17 protein-coding genes and 1 pseudogene are annotated in these 15,228 nt (G+C 72.7%); 6 read left to right on the forward strand and 12 right to left on the reverse strand.

Features of this window, described 5'->3' with window-relative positions; genetic code table 11:
* Nucleotides 1-2: 2 nt before the first annotated feature.
* The 4 genes from ACFPLC_RS27045 to ACFPLC_RS27060 all read right to left on the reverse strand — a co-directional run bounded on the left by ACFPLC_RS27045 (nucleotide 3) and on the right by ACFPLC_RS27060 (nucleotide 1,865).
* A complete protein-coding gene (locus ACFPLC_RS27045) occupies nucleotides 3-443 on the reverse strand; it encodes a hypothetical protein (protein ID WP_378198406.1) in 441 nt (146 codons plus the stop codon).
* Complete coding sequence (locus tag ACFPLC_RS27050; protein WP_378198403.1) at nucleotides 443-1,213, reverse strand: hypothetical protein; 771 nt, start codon at nucleotides 1,211-1,213, stop codon at nucleotides 443-445. The genes ACFPLC_RS27045 and ACFPLC_RS27050 overlap by 1 nt, the downstream gene beginning before the upstream one ends.
* A 143-nt stretch (nucleotides 1,214-1,356) precedes the next feature.
* The gene (locus ACFPLC_RS27055; RefSeq protein ID WP_378235947.1) at nucleotides 1,357-1,635 is read right to left on the reverse strand and encodes a hypothetical protein; all 279 of its coding nucleotides are present in this window, start codon (nucleotides 1,633-1,635) and stop codon (nucleotides 1,357-1,359) included.
* Nucleotides 1,632-1,865 (reverse strand): helix-turn-helix domain-containing protein, encoded by a 234-nt coding sequence (locus ACFPLC_RS27060; RefSeq protein WP_378198397.1) that lies wholly within the window; start codon nucleotides 1,863-1,865, stop codon nucleotides 1,632-1,634. The genes ACFPLC_RS27055 and ACFPLC_RS27060 overlap by 4 nt, the downstream gene beginning before the upstream one ends.
* 248 nt (nucleotides 1,866-2,113) lie before the next feature.
* Here ACFPLC_RS27060 and ACFPLC_RS27065 point away from each other — a divergent pair, with 248 nt between their 5' ends.
* Complete coding sequence (locus tag ACFPLC_RS27065) at nucleotides 2,114-2,536, forward strand: helix-turn-helix domain-containing protein (RefSeq protein WP_378236283.1); 423 nt, start codon at nucleotides 2,114-2,116, stop codon at nucleotides 2,534-2,536.
* A gap of 2 nt (nucleotides 2,537-2,538) precedes the next feature.
* On the opposite strand, the gene ACFPLC_RS27070 is transcribed toward ACFPLC_RS27065, so the two are convergent.
* The 6 genes and pseudogenes from ACFPLC_RS27070 to merB all read right to left on the reverse strand — a co-directional run bounded on the left by ACFPLC_RS27070 (nucleotide 2,539) and on the right by merB (nucleotide 8,390).
* On the reverse strand, nucleotides 2,539-4,005 hold the full coding sequence (locus tag ACFPLC_RS27070; protein WP_378198392.1) for a recombinase family protein: 1,467 nt from the start codon (nucleotides 4,003-4,005) through the stop codon (nucleotides 2,539-2,541).
* Nucleotides 4,006-4,031: 26 nt separating this feature from the next.
* Nucleotides 4,032-4,154 (reverse strand): annotated as a pseudogene (locus tag ACFPLC_RS27075) (LLM class F420-dependent oxidoreductase); the annotation flags it as partial.
* The gene (locus ACFPLC_RS27080) at nucleotides 4,151-5,077 is read right to left on the reverse strand and encodes a phytoene/squalene synthase family protein (RefSeq protein ID WP_378198389.1); all 927 of its coding nucleotides are present in this window, start codon (nucleotides 5,075-5,077) and stop codon (nucleotides 4,151-4,153) included. The pseudogene ACFPLC_RS27075 and the gene ACFPLC_RS27080, both read right to left, overlap by 4 nt.
* Nucleotides 5,074-6,546 carry a phytoene desaturase family protein gene (gene crtI / locus ACFPLC_RS27085; protein WP_378198386.1) on the reverse strand — a complete coding sequence of 491 codons (1,473 nt, stop codon included), beginning with the start codon at nucleotides 6,544-6,546 and terminating at the stop codon, nucleotides 5,074-5,076. Before crtI ends, ACFPLC_RS27080 begins: the two co-directional genes overlap by 4 nt.
* Nucleotide 6,547: 1 nt before the next feature.
* Nucleotides 6,548-7,639, reverse strand: coding sequence for a polyprenyl synthetase family protein (locus ACFPLC_RS27090; protein WP_378198384.1), 1,092 nt, complete (start codon nucleotides 7,637-7,639; stop codon nucleotides 6,548-6,550).
* A gap of 61 nt (nucleotides 7,640-7,700) precedes the next feature.
* Nucleotides 7,701-8,390: an organomercurial lyase gene (gene merB, locus ACFPLC_RS27095; RefSeq protein ID WP_378198381.1), complete on the reverse strand. Its 690-nt coding sequence runs from the start codon at nucleotides 8,388-8,390 to the stop codon at nucleotides 7,701-7,703.
* Nucleotides 8,391-8,439: 49 nt separating this feature from the next.
* Between merB and metF the strand changes: the two genes are divergently transcribed.
* From metF to ACFPLC_RS27110, 3 genes are all read left to right on the forward strand, one after another.
* Nucleotides 8,440-9,324 (forward strand): methylenetetrahydrofolate reductase [NAD(P)H], encoded by an 885-nt coding sequence (gene metF, locus ACFPLC_RS27100; RefSeq protein WP_378198378.1) that lies wholly within the window; start codon nucleotides 8,440-8,442, stop codon nucleotides 9,322-9,324.
* 42 nt (nucleotides 9,325-9,366) lie between these two features.
* Complete coding sequence (locus tag ACFPLC_RS27105; protein ID WP_378198375.1) at nucleotides 9,367-11,049, forward strand: DUF885 domain-containing protein; 1,683 nt, start codon at nucleotides 9,367-9,369, stop codon at nucleotides 11,047-11,049.
* A 215-nt stretch (nucleotides 11,050-11,264) separates the two neighbouring features.
* Nucleotides 11,265-12,128, forward strand: a complete 864-nt coding sequence (locus ACFPLC_RS27110) for a DMT family transporter (RefSeq protein WP_378198372.1) — start codon at nucleotides 11,265-11,267, stop codon at nucleotides 12,126-12,128.
* Nucleotides 12,129-12,147: 19 nt separating this feature from the next.
* Here the strand turns inward: ACFPLC_RS27110 and ACFPLC_RS27115 are convergent, their stop codons facing one another.
* Together ACFPLC_RS27115 and ACFPLC_RS27120 are read right to left on the reverse strand one after the other, a co-directional pair.
* A complete protein-coding gene (locus ACFPLC_RS27115) occupies nucleotides 12,148-12,720 on the reverse strand; it encodes a GNAT family N-acetyltransferase (protein WP_378198369.1) in 573 nt (190 codons plus the stop codon).
* Nucleotides 12,717-13,229: a YbaK/EbsC family protein gene (locus tag ACFPLC_RS27120; RefSeq protein ID WP_378198367.1), complete on the reverse strand. Its 513-nt coding sequence runs from the start codon at nucleotides 13,227-13,229 to the stop codon at nucleotides 12,717-12,719. The genes ACFPLC_RS27115 and ACFPLC_RS27120 overlap by 4 nt, the downstream gene beginning before the upstream one ends.
* 166 nt (nucleotides 13,230-13,395) lie before the next feature.
* Between ACFPLC_RS27120 and ACFPLC_RS27125 the strand changes: the two genes are divergently transcribed.
* Together ACFPLC_RS27125 and ACFPLC_RS27130 are read left to right on the forward strand one after the other, a co-directional pair.
* Nucleotides 13,396-14,439, forward strand: coding sequence for an SAV_6107 family HEPN domain-containing protein (locus ACFPLC_RS27125; protein WP_378198365.1), 1,044 nt, complete (start codon nucleotides 13,396-13,398; stop codon nucleotides 14,437-14,439).
* The gene (locus tag ACFPLC_RS27130; protein WP_378198363.1) at nucleotides 14,429-15,196 is read left to right on the forward strand and encodes a maleylpyruvate isomerase family mycothiol-dependent enzyme; all 768 of its coding nucleotides are present in this window, start codon (nucleotides 14,429-14,431) and stop codon (nucleotides 15,194-15,196) included. The genes ACFPLC_RS27125 and ACFPLC_RS27130 overlap by 11 nt, the downstream gene beginning before the upstream one ends.
* Nucleotides 15,197-15,228: the final 32 nt, after the last annotated feature.

Below are 15,228 nucleotides of genomic sequence, written 5' to 3' on the forward strand. Positions count from 1 at the left end.
CGTCAGAACCTCGTTTCGAATTTCGTCCAGCGGCCGTCGCGGCCGAGGTGGTCGATGTGGATGTCCCGGTCGTCGTGCGCTTCGCGGCGGAGGCGGTCGAGCAGCGGCTCGGCGATCCGGAGCGGGCCGCGCCCCCAGAGGCAGCAGCGGCAGCCCTCGACCGGCTCGGTGAGGACGTCGCCGGGCGGGCACGGGCCCGGGTCGAGCACCGGGTAGGCGCGCCAGCGGATCCAGTGGCCCTCGTGCTGGCACCACGGACACGGCCGCAGCTCGCCCTCGTGCGCGACGGCCTGGTAGGTGCGGAGGTAGTCGCCGAGCGTGCCGGCGGAGCCGACCAGCGACGGGAACGCAGCGACAGCGGCCACGCTGACCTCGACCGCGGATCGGCAGGCGCGCTGCACGACATCGGTGGGCAGGGTGAGGAGCACGGTGGTGGCGGACATCAGCCCATCACCAGCCAGGCCACGAACCAGGTGGAGACGACGGCGGCGAGGACCGACAGCGCGAGGACGCGGGGCGGGGTGAGGTTGCGGCGCAGCCAACCCGGCTCGTCGGCGAGGTCGGCCTCCAGGTCGGCCCATTCGTCGGCGGTGTGCGGTTCGGCGAGGTACTCGGCGACGTCGTCCGGGCTCGGCATGTCCTCGATGGCCGCGAGGAGACGCTCGGCGCCTTCTCGGTCGGTGAGGATCTTGGCGACCGGGATTTCCGGGAGCGTGCCGCCCAGCGCAAGCGGCTCGGTCGGCAGGTCGACGCGGGCGATCGTCTCGGTGGGCCGGTCGTCGGCCGGGACCGCGCGGTGCCGGCCCGTGCTCTCCGCCGTCTGGTCCTCGGCCGCAGCGCGGCGGCTGTCGAGGACGTCCTGGCACACCTCGATGTCCATCAGGGCGCGGTCGCGCAGCTCCGCGGGCAGCGTGGGGAACGCCGCCTTGAGTTTCTCGATGGTGTCCTGCAGCAGGTCGGCATCGGCGTCGAACAGGAACGCCTCGGCGTCGGCGGCGTCGCGGACCCGCTCGACCACGGCCTCCCGGCCGGCGTCGGTGATCTCGAAGCCGCAGTCTTCGGTCCAGCGGACCAGGCCAAGGCCTTCCAGGTTGGTGAGGGTGCTCTCGTCGCGGGCGACCGGCGGCCGGTAGGCGACCCCGCCCGGGGTGGTGTCGGCGAGCAGGGCCTCCAGCTGCTCCAGCTGGACGGCCGTAAGATGCGTGGTGATCAAGAGGAGGTCCTTTCCTCGGGTCAAGCCCCGGCTTCAGGGCTCTGCCTGCTCCGCGCCCGGCATGGCGCGGGGCAGGCCTTTCTTCTGGGGGTCGTGCACCGGCGGTTCAGGCGGTGTCGGGTCACGCCTGAACCGCCGGCAGATCAGGCAGCCGCGGACACGCGGCGAGCGGTGAGCCGTTCGTAGGCGGGCGCGAAGATCGCGCGGAGGTGGTCTTCCTGCTCCCGGGTGAACGGGGGAGCAGCGGCGACGAGCTCGTCCACGTACGCCTCGATCTCGGCGCCGAGGTCGGCGTGTACCCGGGTCGGGGAACGCGTCGGCCGCGGCGGCGCGACCGGGGTAGTCGGTCCCGGACGCCGCGTCGGGTACGCCGGGCGTGTCGGCGCGGGCTGCGCAGGCTGCGGCTGCTGCGGCGACATCACGCCGCTACCGGGTCCGGCTCGCGGATTCGCTCGACGTCGACGCCGAGCGCGTTCGCCATCCGTTGGAGCACCTCGCGCGACACGCGGGGGTTGTAGCCGTTCTCGACGTTGTAGACGGTCTTCCAGGCGACTTCGGCCTTCTCAGCGAAGGTGCGCCTGGACATGCCCTGGCTCACCCTGATCGCCTCGATCTCGGCGCCCTTGGGGATCGGGTTGGGAACTCTTGCCATGCGAGTCACCTTAGGACTCTTTAGGACTATTGACAAGTCATCTCAGGTCGAGGGTTAATGAAGACGACATAAGGAGTCCTAAGGAGTCCTTGATTCGGGGAGGGTACGTGCGCCACGTGAGAAAGATCCGCAGGTCAAGACCCAAAAGTCGCATAGACAGCACCAGGCCGTTACGGCATGCTGTCTACGTGTCCGAAGGAGTCGTAAAGAGTCCTAGTGCCGCCCAGGAGCGCCTCGCGCTGGGCGTCGTGGCCGCGCGCGAACAGCTTCAGCTGACGCAAGAGGAGTTCGCCGAGAAGGCCAGCCTCTCCCTGAAGACCGTGCAGCGCGTGGAGCTCAAACGCGCCGCTCCGCAAGCCAAGACCTTCAACGGACTGGACCAGGGCGCCGGCTGGCTCCCCGGTAGCGCCCGGCTGCTCTACGAAGAGGGGCGCGAGCCCGTCGAGATCGGCCGGGTTGCTGAGTCGGCCTCCGGCGGGCGGCCGGCCGGGTTGCTCGAGTCCTGGACCGACGAGGAGATCGAGCGCCTCCGCGGTGCAACTCGTCAGCAGATCGCGGACGAGGCAGCCTCGATCGCGAAGTTCGCGGGCGAGGACGCCCACTTCAGGTTCCTGCACGACGTCGCGTTGATCAAGCTCGCTGCGGCCGGCGCCGACTCGGCATCACGGTGAAACTAGCTGGCCGCCGCTGAGGACGTGAACTCGATTCGCACGCTCCGCGGATCCGGGCGGCTTCGCGTTGCCGCCCGGTCCAGGTGCACGGTTATGATCGAGCGCACCACCTCGCGCCGCTGTGCAACCGACAGCTCGTCATCCCACACGGACGCTGCGTCGCCCTCGACCAGCCGGGTGATTAGCGGCGACTGCGCGGTCCGCACAGCGGCCAGCTGCCGCTCGGCCTGCTCGATCTGCGGCAGGTACTTCCGTTCCATGCGCGCGAGCCCGGCCGGTGAAAGGCGCTCGTCCTCGTCGTCGGACTCGGCCTGCTGGTAGTACTGCTCCATCTGCAGCTTGAGCATGGCCAGGTGGTCTCGGGCGCGGCGCGCTTCGTCGGAGGTGTCGCGTAGGTACAGCCGACTCGCGTCCTCCCGGTCCATCCGCTTGATCACCGCCAGCCGCACGATGCTGTCGACGAAGGCCTCGCCGCGCATCACGCAGTACTTCCCGCTGCACTGGTACTTCGGCCCGGTCTTGTGCGGGAGGAACCGCAGCGATGCCTCGCACACCGCGCACCGAGCGAGACCGGTCAGCAGGTGCTTGATCGCGCCGTCGCGCTGCTGCCGTTTGGCTGGGTCGTTGAGCCGCTCGACGAGCTGGTGATGCTCGTCGATGGTCAAAAGCGGCTTCCAGTCGCCCTCGCCTACGACCGCGCCCTGGTGCACTCGCAACCCCGCCAGTGCCGGCCGGGTCAGGGCCTGCTTGAGCGTCGCGTTGTGCCACTGCTTTCCCCCGCGGGGAGTCGGCACCTCGCGTGCATTGAGGTCGCGGATCACCGCGTACACGGTCTCCCCGGCGACGATCCGGTCCGCGACCTCCCGAACAAGCGGTGCGGTCACCGGATCGGGCTCCTGGCCGGCCAGCACGCCGGTCCGCTCGTCGTAGACCCGGCGGTACCCCCATGGCGCCGATCCGACCGGCGGCCTACCGCGTGCCGCTCCGCCGCGGTGACCTCGTGCCGCGCGTTCGGAGATCTGGTCGGCTTCGTCCTCGGCACGGAGCGCGTCCAGACCGGTCCGGAACCGGTCCTCGCGCTTCGACATGTCGAAGATCGTCCCGCCGTACCACCACAGCACACGGGCATCCGCGCAGGCGTTCCGCAGACCGGCGTAGAACTCCAGCTCTCTCGTGGCGCGGGAGAACTCCACCGTCATCAGCATGTCGACCTGGCCATCGGCGATCAGCTGCGCGACCTCCGGCCAGCGTTTGCGGGCCTTCTTCGCGTGGCGCGACGCCGAGCCGCTCTCGACGATGACCGCGACGACGACGTACCCTTCGCGCTCGGCCCAGGCGCGGCACTCAGACACCTGGCCTTCGGTCGACTTCCCGCGGTCGACGGACACGCGGGCGTAGATCACGACGCGGTTGCCGCGCTTCGGGACCGGGGTTACAGCGTCGATCAGTTGCTTTTTCGCAGGTCGCACGTTATAAGTGTATACGTAATCCGCTGGTCCCAGTTGAAGATGATGTCGGCGCCGAGGTCTTCGGCGGCCGACGCGGTGCGCCGGATGGTGTCGTAGTCGGCGTGCTGCGGCTGGAGCTGCAGGCCGATCCGGATGCGTCGTTCGGTCATGATCGCAGCCTACGACCGCCGCGGAACGTCTCGCGCGCCCAGATCGTGGCCAAGGGTGGTAGTGCCACCACCAGCCTGCGCCGCTTCGGCACCACCGCCCGCCGCGTCAGGATGTCGTAGTCCAGCGCGACGATCTCGTCGAGGATGCCCTCGTACAACGTCAACGCCGTCCGCACGCACGGCCGCGATTCGGGACGCAGCAACGCCACGCCCGCCTCGGCCCGGCGGTACACCGCTCGCGTCCGCGCGACGAAGTACGCCAGCGCCGCCCGGATCCGGGGATCCGGCCGCCGCCGCTCCAGCAGCTCGCGCGAGACGCCGAAGGCGGCCAGTTCCGAGGCCGGCAGGTAGAGGCGGCCACGGTCGAGGTCCTCGCCGACGTCGCGCAGGAAATTCGTCAGCTGGAACGCCTCGCCCAGCGCGATCGCGCCCGGCTCGGCGTCGGCCAGGGGACCGACCGTGCCGAAGACCGGCAGCATCTGCAGCCCGATCACCGCGGCCGAGCCGTACATGTATTCGCCCAGTTCGGCGAACGTCCGGTACTCGACCGGCGCCAGGTCCATCCGCATCGACTTCAGGAACGCGTCGAACAAGTCCCGCGAGAGACCGTAGCGCCGCACGGTGTCGGCCAAGGCGACGAGCACCGGCTCGGCCGGGTCGCCACCGGAGAAGACGACGTCGACCATCTCGCCGACCCGGTCCAGGGACTCGGCCGGGTCGGTGCCCGGTGCCGGGTTGTCGACCAGTTCGTCCGCCATCCGCGCGAAGCCGTACAGCGTGTGCGCGGCGGGCCGGGCCCGGGCCGGCAGCAGCCGCGTCGCGAGGAAGAACGTGCGGCCGTAGTGGGCGTTGATGCGGCGGCATTCGGTGTACGCGGCCCGCAGGTCCGGCGGAAGGATGCCCGCCGCGTCGAGTTCGTTCACCGGCCGGTGATCCGCTCCGCCGCCAGCCGTCCGGAGATCAGCACCGGCGGGATCCCGACGCCGGGGGTGGTGCCGCAGCCGGCCAGCACGACGTTGCCCGCCGCGCGGACCAGGTTCGCCGGCCGGAACGGGCCGGTCTGGGTGAACGTGTGCGCGAGCGAGAACGGCGTTCCGGCGGTGAGCCCGCGCGCCGCCCAGTCGGCGGGCGTGATCGTCTCGTCGACGGTGAACTCCCCGCCGAAGCCGGTCAGCCCGCGTGCCTCCAGCGTGCGGAACAGCTCTTCGCGGTACGGCCCGCGGACGCGGTCCCAGTCGATCGGCCCGCGGCGCAGGTTCGGCGCGGGCGCGAGCACCGAGACGATCTCGCCGCCGCGCCCGGCCAGCCCGGGGTCCGTTGCCGTCGGCCGGGTGACCAGCAGCGACGGGTCGCTCATCAGCTTGCCCTCGCGGATGATCTCGGCGAACGTCCGTTCCCAGGCGCCGCCGAAGAAGATCGTGTGGTGCCCGAGGTCCCACTTCTCCGTGGTCCGCCCGTGCAGGACCACCGCCGACGGCGAGTAGCGCAGCGGCAGCGGACGGCGGGGCCGCGCGCCGAGCAGCCGGTAGGCCGTGCCCAGCTCGGTGGCGAGCACGACGGCATCGCACGCGATCCGCTCGCCCGAGCGCGTCCGGACCGCGCGCACCCGCGAATGCACCCGTTCGAGCCACGCGGCTTCGGTGCCGAACCGCACGTCCGCGCCCGCCCGCGCGGCGGCCCCGGTCATCGCCCGGCCGATCTCGCCCATCCCGCCTTCGGGGTAGTAGACGCCGCCGACGGTGTCCATGTAGGCGATGACGCCGTACGCGCCGATCGCGCGGGCCGGGTCGAGGCCCGCGTACAGGGCCTGGAAGGTGAACAGCCGCCGGACGCGCTCGTCGAGCAGGTAGCGGCCGACGCGCGGGCCGAGCCGCCCGAAGCCGCCCAGCGCGGCGAGGCGGGCCAGCTCGGGGCGGGCCAGGTCGAGCGGCGAATCGAAGTTCGCCGCCAGGAAGTGGTCCTTCTGCACGGCGTACAGCTCGGTCAGCCAGCGCCGCAGCGCCCGGTAGCCCGCCGCTTCGCGGGCGCCGGCGAAGGCGCGGATCTCGGCCTCCATCGCGTCGCCGTCGGTGTGCAGGGAGAGGGCGCTGCCGTCGGCGAACCGCGCCCGGTACGCGGGGTCGAGCCGGGTCAGGCGCAGGTTCTTGGCCAGGGGCTCGCCGACCGCGGCGAACGCCTCTTCCAGCAGCTCGGGCATGGTGAGCACGCTCGCGCCGGTGTCCACGGCGTTGCCGTCGAAACTCTGCTGCCCGGTGCGGCCGCCCGGGACGTCGGCCTGCTCCAACAGCGTGACCCGCCGTCCGGCGCCGAGCAGGTGCAGGGTCGCCGACAGGCCGGCCAAACCGGCGCCGATGACGACGACGTGGTCGGCGGGACCGTCGATCCTGCGCACGTCAGTACGTCCGCTGGGTGGCCTTGACGACCAGGCCGGTCAGCGCCTCCGGCGCCGGCTCGGCCAGGTGCGCGCGATCCAGGGCGGCCATCGCCGCCGTCGTCAGCTCGTCGATCCGGCGCTCGACCGCGTCGATCGCGCCGACCTGCTGCAACGCCATCCGGACGGTCTCCACGCCCTCGTCGGAGAGGTCCGCGTCGCCGATCGCGTCCGCGATGACCGTGGCCGCGGCCGTCTCGCCCTTCTCCGCGGCGAGCTGCAGGCCGAGGGCGACGAGCAGGGTGCGCTTGCCCTCGCGCAGGTCGTCGCCGGCGGGCTTGCCGGTGACCGACGGGTCGCCGAACACGCCCAGCAGGTCGTCCCGCAGCTGGAACGCCACGCCGACCTCGCCGCCGAACTCCAGCAGCGTGGCGATGAGCTCGGGGGAGGCGCCGCCGAGCGCGGCGCCCAGGTGCAGCGGCCGCTGCACGGTGTAGGCGGCGGTCTTGAGCCGGTCGATCTTGAGCGCGGCCTCGACGGAGGCGTCCCCGGTGGCCTGCGTGCGGACGTCGAGGTACTGCCCGGCGAGGACCTCGGTGCGCATCGCCCGCCAGGCCGGGCGGGCCGCGGCGAGGGTCCGGGCGGACAGGGCTGCGTCGGCGAACATGTCGTCCGCCCAGGCCAGCGCCAGGTCGCCGACCAGCACCGCGGTGGCCAGGCCGAACGTCGCGGGGGAGCCGAGCCAGCCGCGGTCGGCGTGCAGCTTCGCGCCCGCGATGTGCACGGTCGGGTTGCCGCGGCGGGAGTCCGAGGAGTCGATGAGGTCGTCGTGGATCAGCGCGCACGCCTGAATCAGCTCGAGGCTGGACACCGCCTGCAGCACGCCCTCGGCGTCCGGGCCGTCCGGGTCGCCGCCCGCGCCGCGCCAGCCCCACCAGGCGAACGTCGGGCGCAAGCGTTTGCCCCCGCCCAGCACGAACCCGCGCAGCGCGTCGATCCCGGCGGCCACGGTGGGTTCGGTGCCGAGGATTTCCGCGCTCGCCCGATCGAGGAACCCGGCCAGCGCGCGCTCGACGTGGGCGGGCAGGTCACGGTCGGCGGCGGGCGCGTTCATACCCGTAATACTCGCGGAACGCGCGGGAGCGCGGCCCTCCGGGGCACCCCGATGTGGCGAATCAGACTCCGGCCGTGGCGGCCCAGAACGGCCCCGTGAGACCCGCTTCGGCGAAGTAGGCGACGGCGTCCTGCGGCTCCCGCCGCCGGTAGCCACGCTCCAGCCGGCCCGCGTACCAGCCGCGGGCGAGCCGCCAGAGGGTGACCAGGTCGAGCACGGAACCCCGGGACTGCCCGGTGTCCGCCAGCCAGGCGTCCACACAGGACTCGCAGCAGAAGAGGCGCTGGTTCGCGCAGGTGTGCAGCACGTCGTCCCACATCCGCGCGGCCGGCACCGGGAAATGCGCCACCTGCCTGCCCTCGGGCGGCCCGGACCGGTTCACGACCAGCGCGTGCGGCTGCCCGCAGCCGGGGCAGCGGGTCGCGACGAGCACCTCCGGCTCGGCGTCGACCAGGTGGGGGATGGCGAACGAGTCCCACGCGCAGCCGCCCCACCACAGCGTGTGCGCGCCCATCACGGAGAATCCGAGCGACTTCGCGGCGAAGGGGTGGGCGAGGACGACGTGCTCGCACTCGTCCAGCACCAGGTGGCGGGCGACGGCGAGGCGGTGCAGGGCCTGCTTCGCGACGGCCAGCGACCCGCCCGCGGCGGCGGCCAGCTCCGGCGCGCCCGGCGCGCGGCCGTGGCGGGCGAAGGCGCGGTAGACCGCGAGGCGCACGTCCTCGTCCCAGCTCGCGTCGTCTTCCCGCATCGCTCACTCCTGTATCGAGTCTAGAGCCGGGCCCCTTAACATTCGAGGTATGACGTCGGTGATCGAGCGGTTGCGAGGAGACGGGCCCAAGTTCTCCATCGAGTTCTTCCCACCCCGGGACACGGCGGACGAGGCCGTCCTCTGGAAGGCGATCCGGGAGCTCGAGCCGTACGACCCGGCCTACATGTCGATCACCTATGGCGCCGGCGGCTCCAGCCGCGACGGCACGGTCCGCAGCATCGCCCGGGTCGCCACCGAGACGACGCTGGTGCCGATGGCCCACCTGACCGCGGTCAACCACTCCGTCGCCGAGCTGCGGAACGTGATCGGCTGGTACGCCTCGGTCGGCGTCCGCAACATCCTCGCTCTGCGCGGCGACCCGCCCGGCGACGTCTACGGCGAGTGGATCCCGCACCCCCAGGGCCTCACCTACGCCGAAGAGCTGGTGCAGCTGGTCCGCGAGCTGGGCGACTTCTGCGTCGGCGTCTCGGCGTACACCTACGGCCACCCGCGCTCGTCCGACCTGGAAACGGACACGAAGTACCTGGTCCGCAAGCTGCGGGCGGGCGCCGACTTCGCGATCGCTCAGCTGTTCCACGACCCCGAAGACTTCCTGCGGCTGCGCGACCGGGTCGCCGCGACCGGCTGCGACGTCCCCGTGCTGCCCGGCGTGATGCCGTTGACGACCATGCGGACGCTGCAGACGACGATCAAGCTGTCCTGCGCCCCGGCCCCCCGCAAGCTCCTGGACCGGCTCGAACCGCTGGCCGACGACCCCAAGGCGTTCCGCGCGGCAGGCATCGACGTGACCACCGAGCTGTGCGAGAAGCTGATCGCCGAAGGCGTTCCCAACCTGCACTTCTACACGTTCAACCGCTCGAAGGCGACGCGCGAGGTGATCGCCCGGCTGGGGCTCGTCCCAGCCCGTGCTTAAGTACGTACCACCGGGTACTTGTGGCCCGGTAGCGTGCGGCGCATGGCTTCTACTGCTTCCGAAGGCGTGCACGAAATCTGTGACCGCTACGTCGACGACTACGCGGCCGCCGATCCGGTCGCGGCGACCTCGCACGGCATCGCCGGTCACGACCACCGGCTGACCGACTACTCGGCGGACGGGTACGCCGAGCGCGCCGGCCTGGCCGCGCGGGCGCACGCCGCCGTCTCCGCCGCCGAGCCCCGCGACGCCGCCGAGCGCGCCGCCAAGGCCGTGTTCACCGAGCGCATCGGCCTGGAGCTGGAGATCCACGAGGCCGGCCTGGACGTGGCGAGCCTGAACGTCATCTCCAGCCCGGTGCAGGAACTGCGGATGGCGTTCGACCTGATGCCGCTGGACACCGAGCAGGACTGGGCGGTCGTCTCGGCCCGGATCGCCGAGGTCCCGCAGGCGCTGGCGAACGTCCGCAGCGGCCTCCTCACGGCGGCCGACGCGGGGCACGTCTCGGCGCTGCGTCAGGTCGCGAAGGTGGCGGAGCAGTGCGAGACGTGGGCGGGCCTGAAGGAGGAGACGGGCTTCTTCACCCAGCTCGTGGGCGGTGCGCCGTCGCCGTCGTTGAAGGCGGACCTCGAGCACCGCGCGCGGGCCGCGGAGGAGGCGTTCGCGGAGTTCGCCGGCTTCCTGCGGGCGGAGCTGGCGCCGAAGGCCCCGGTCAAGGACGCCGTCGGCGAGGACGTCTACCGCCTGTGGTCGCGGTACTTCGTCGGCGCGGCGCTGGACCTGCGTGAGGCGTACGAGTGGGGCTGGGCGGAGTTCGCCCGCATCGAGGCCGAGATGCGCGCGGTGGCGAACCGGATCAAGCCGGGCGCGTCGGCCGCGGAGGCCGCGGCGGTCTTGGACGCGGACCCGCGCTACCGCGTCCGGGGGCGCGCGGAGTTCGAGGCGTGGATGCAGCGCCTGTCCGACGACGCCCTGAAGTCGTTGCGCGGCAAGCACTTCGAGATTTCCGACCGGGTGATGGCGCTGGAGTGCAAGATCGCCCCGCCGGGTGGCGGCGTGGGCGCGTACTACACGGGACCGAGCGAGGACTTCGCGCGGCCGGGCCGCATGTGGTGGTCGCTCCCGGCGGGCCGCGACGAGTTCAGCACCTGGCGCGAGACGAGCACGGTGTACCACGAGGGAGCGCCGGGCCACCACCTCCAGATCGCGACGGCGGTGGACCAGTCGGACGGGCTGAACAAGTACCAGCGGCTGCTGGCGTTCACCTCGGGCCACGCGGAGGGCTGGGCCCTGTACGCGGAGCGCCTGATGGAGGAACTGGGCTACCTGTCCGACGACGGCGACCTGCTGGGGATGCTGTCGGAGCAGCTGTTCCGCGCGGCCCGCGTGGTGGTCGACCTTGGCATGCACCTGGAACTTCCCATTCCGGCCGGAACGGGCTTCCACGAGGGCGAGCGGTGGACGCCGGACCTGGGCCTGGAGTTCATGCTGACCCGCACGATCACCGACCAGGCCCACATCCGCGACGAGATCGACCGGTACCTGGGCTGGCCGGGCCAGGCCCCGGCGTACAAGATCGGCGAGCGCCTGTGGCTGGCGGCCCGGTCGGAAGCCCAGGCCCGGGCCGGGGCGGGATTCGACATCAAGCGGTTCCACACGGAGGCGCTGAAGATGGGCGGGATGGGGCTGGACACGCTGCGGGAGCAGCTGTCCCACCTGGACTGAGCGTTCGCCGGGCGGGGTCACCGGAAACCCGGTGGCCCCGCTTCGCATCTTCCCGATAAGTTTCCCTGGTGCGCCGAATCCTCTTCGTCACCCCACCGCCTCGCGCCTGAGCGGGGTGGTCCTCCGCCGCGTGGCCTTCAGGGCCTGCGGCTGATTCCTGGTGCGCACTCACCCCGCGTCGTCGATCCCTTTCCTTCGACGCAGGAGCGTTTCCCTTGGTGTCTTTGTCCACGCGCGCCCATTCCTCGGCCGCGCTCGTTCTCGCCGGTGTCCTCTGGGGCACCGGTGGCCTCGCCGGCTCGCTGCTCGCCCGGCGAGCCGGCCTCCACCCGCTCGCCGTCGCCGACTACCGGCTGCTCGTCGGCGGGGTCGTCGGGGCCGTCCTCCTGAAAGGCCGTGCCCTGCCGCGCACGTCCGAAGCGGCGAAGCGTGTCCTCGCCGTCGGCGGGCTCTTCGCGCTCTTCCAGGCGAGCTACTTCGCCGCCGTCGCGCTCAGCTCGGTCAGCGTCGCCACCATGACCACGATCGGCGCCGCGCCCGTCATCGTCACCCTCCTGTCGGTGCGGAAGTTCCGGCGCTGGACGCTGGTGTCCGTGGCGGGCACCCTCGCCGGCCTGGCGCTGCTCCAGTGGTCACCGGGCGAAGCGATTTCGTTCGGCGGCCTCGGGTTCGCCTTGCTCGCGGCGGCCGGTTTCGCGACGCTCACCCTGGTCACCGCGAAGCCGGTCGAAGGCCTCGACCCGCTGTCGACGACGGCGTACGGCTGCCTCGCCGGCGGCGTGCTGCTCCTGCCGGTCGCGAGCTGGTCGGGCATGGCGATCCCGTTGCACGCGGACGTCGTCGCGCTGGTCTGCTACCTCGGCGCGATCCCGACAGCGCTCGCGTACGCCGCGTACCTGCGCGGGCTGGCAGACGCGCACCCGGTGCTCGGGTCGCTGTCGGCGGTGCTCGAACCGCTGACGGCCGCGGTGCTGTCCGCCGCGCTGCTCGGTGAACGGCTGAGCGTCACGGCGTGGTGCGGCGCCGCCGTGCTGGTCGCGGCGCTGGTCGTCGGCTATTGGCGGCCCGAGCCGCGGTGACGGCCCGCTGCCCCTCGGCTCAGCGCGGGTCGAGGGGCAGCGCCCGCCCCAGGATCGCGAACGGCCGCGGGTCGCCGGCGAAGTGGTAGTCGCGCAGGACGTCGACGAACCCGGTGCGGCGGTAGAGCTTCCACGCCCGGCTCGTGCCCTCCGGCGTCGACAGCAGGACGTTCGCGCTCGGGACGCCTTCCAGGAGGCCGCGCAGCAGGTCCTCGCCGATCTGGTGGCCCTGGTTCTCCGGCCGGACGTGGATCTCGGTCAGCTCGAAGTAGTCCGACAGCCAGCGGTCGGCCTCGGCGGTCCCGGACCGGCGGCTCAGGCCGTGGCGCACCTGCTCGTGCCACCACTGCCCGGCGCGGCCGCGGTAGCCGTAGGCCACGCCGAGCAGGACGTCGTCGGCGTCGAGGGCGGCCATGCAGCGCCAGCCCTCGCGCAGCGCGTGGGTGAGCCACATCGGCGCGCGCTGTTCGGCGGTGCCCGCCGGGTACCGCATCGCCCGGACGTAGATGTCGAGCGCTTCGGGCAGGCGGGCACGGAACTCGTCCGCGGAGAGCTGGACGTACCGGGAGCAGCCGGCGGGCATCGCGGTCACGGCTGCCCATTCTCCTCCGCGCCGCCGAGCGCGCCCGGGGTGCCCCCGGTCAACGCCACCAGGTCCGCGAACGTCGTCGGGTAGACGGTCTTCGGGTGCCCGGCGGCGGCCCAGACGACGTCGTGCTCGCGCAGCGCGGTGTCGACGAGCGTCGGCAGGGGTGACGGGTGCCCGGTGGGGGCGACGCCGCCGATCGGCTGCCCGGTGTAGGCACGCACGAAATCGGCGTCGGCCTTGCCGATTTCGCCCCCGGCCAGCTGTTCGAGGGTGCCCGGATCGGCGCGGTGGGCGCCGGAGGTGAGGGCGAGGAGCGCTTTTTTGTCGGACCCCAGGCGGAAGATGAGGCTGTTGGCGATGGCCCCGACGGGCACGCCGAGTGCCTCGGCCGCCTGTGCGGCGGTCCGGACCTCGGCGGGCAGGACACGGATGCCCTCGGCGGCGGCGTGCTGCCCGGCCTCGGTCAGCGCGGCCGCCACCTTGGCGACGGCGGGGTGCTCCAGCGAACTCATGAACCTATGAGATCACGCCACCGACCTGGTGTCCCGCACCACGCCCGCCCGGGGTTGAGCGGGCACCGGGTCCGGGTTACTCTGGAAATTGTTCGAACAGGCGTTCGACATCGGTGAGCGGGCACCGGCTAGGTGCCGGGCTCACCCGCGCAGGAGGAGGGTCGTCATGTCCGTCAAGGTCGTGTCCCCCGCGGATCACGGGCAGCCGGAGCTGCCCATGTCGCTGCGCCCGCAGCCGGCCCCGGCCGGCCCCGGGCGCTCCCGGCAGTGCTTGACGCCGGGAGCAGAGCCGAGGCACCGCCCAGCGGCGGCGGACTCCCGGCAGCCGCAGCTGCCGATCCCCCTGTGCACGTCGGCTGCCGAACGGCCGGATTCGCTGCCCGCCTCGGGTGCCGGGCAGTCCGAGCTGCCGGACACGGCGATCCCCGAGCAGACCCGGCCGCCCCGCACCGGCCGGCCCGCGGTCGCGGATCCCGGGCAGCTCGAGCTGCCGGATTCGGCAGAGTTCCGGCAGCCGGTAGCGCCGTCTCCCGCTACCCGGCCGACGGATGCCAGCCACGCTGAGTCGGCGGGTTCGCCGCAGTCGCGGCCGGTGGGTGCCGGCGCTGACTCCGGCCGCCCGGTGGTTGCGGATTCCGGGCCGGTGGGCGCTTCGGCGCCGGCTCAGCCGCCTGCCGTGTCGGTGCCCGCGGTCGGCGGTGCGTCCGATCGACCTGTTCCCGAGGCTCCGGCCGGAGCCGAGCTCCCGATGTCGCTCCGCCCGCCCGGCGCCGATTCCGACCAGTCGCAACTCCCCATGTCCCTGCGCCCTCCCGCGTCGCCGGCCGCCGCCGGGTTGCTGGCCCAGGCGCGGCGGGGGCTCGCCGAGGCCACCCAGGAGACCCGGCCCGCCGAACGCTTCATCGGGGCCTACCTCGCCGCCCTGCGGGGCGCCGCCGCCGTGCTCGCCGCGCGGGGGCGGCCGCACCGGGGGCGGGCCCGGCCCGCCAGCACCTGGGTGCTGCTCGACTCCGTCGCCCCCGAGCTGCGGGAGTGGTCGGCCTTCTTCGCCAGCAACTCGGCCACGCGCGCCGCCGCGCAGGCCGGGATCACCGGGAAGGTCACCGCCGAGTCGGCCGCCGGGCTGGTCGGGGCCGCCACGCCGTTCCTCGAACTCGTCCGCCGGCTCGTGCACGGCCTGCCGATCACCGGGGAAGCCCATGTCGCGTGAGCACGGCCCGGTCGACCAGGGGCGGTTGCTCACGGCGTTGGGAATCGAAGGCAGGCTGCTGGCCGAAGCGGTGCGCGCGGCGCCGACCGAAGCGCCGGTGCCCGCCTGCCCCGGCTGGTCGCTCGGCGAGGTCGCCCGGCACGTCGGCAGCCTCTACCGGATGGTCCGCCGCCGGCTGACCGACGGCCGGAGCCCCGAAGACTGGCCGCGCGAACCCGAGCCGGGCCAGAGCCTGCAGGACTTCCTGGAGGCGGGCCTCACCGAGCTGCTCGACGAGCTCGCCGCGCACGATCCGGAGGAACGCGCCGACACCTGGTGGCCGGCGGACCGGACGTACGGGTTCTGGCGCCGCCGGATGCTGCACGAAACGGTCGTCCACCGGGTCGACGTCGAGCAGGCGGCGGGCGCGGAGCCGCGCGGCGTGCCGGACGACGTCGCGATCGACGGCATCGACGAGGTGCTCACCCTGTGGTTCGGGCAGAAACTGCCGATGCTCGGCCTGACCGGCACGAAAGCGGGTTCGGTCGGCGTCCGGGCCGGCGCGCACAGCTGGATCGCGCGGGCCGGCCCGGTCACCACGGAGGCCTGGCGCTGTTCGGCCGAGGAGGCCGAGGCCGCGGACGACGTCGTCACGGCCAAACCCGCGCAGATCTACCTGTGGCTCTGGGGCCGCGCGTCCCTGACCGCGGTGACCGTGCGCGGCGTGCACGACCAGGCAGCCCAGCTCTGGGCGCTGCTGCGGCTCGCGACCCGATGACCCGGCCGGTGGGGAAGCCGAACCGGAATCGT

It is taken from the genome of Amycolatopsis plumensis (assembly GCF_042652605.1).
GTDB classification, from domain to species: Bacteria; Actinomycetota; Actinomycetes; order Mycobacteriales; family Pseudonocardiaceae; genus Amycolatopsis; species Amycolatopsis plumensis.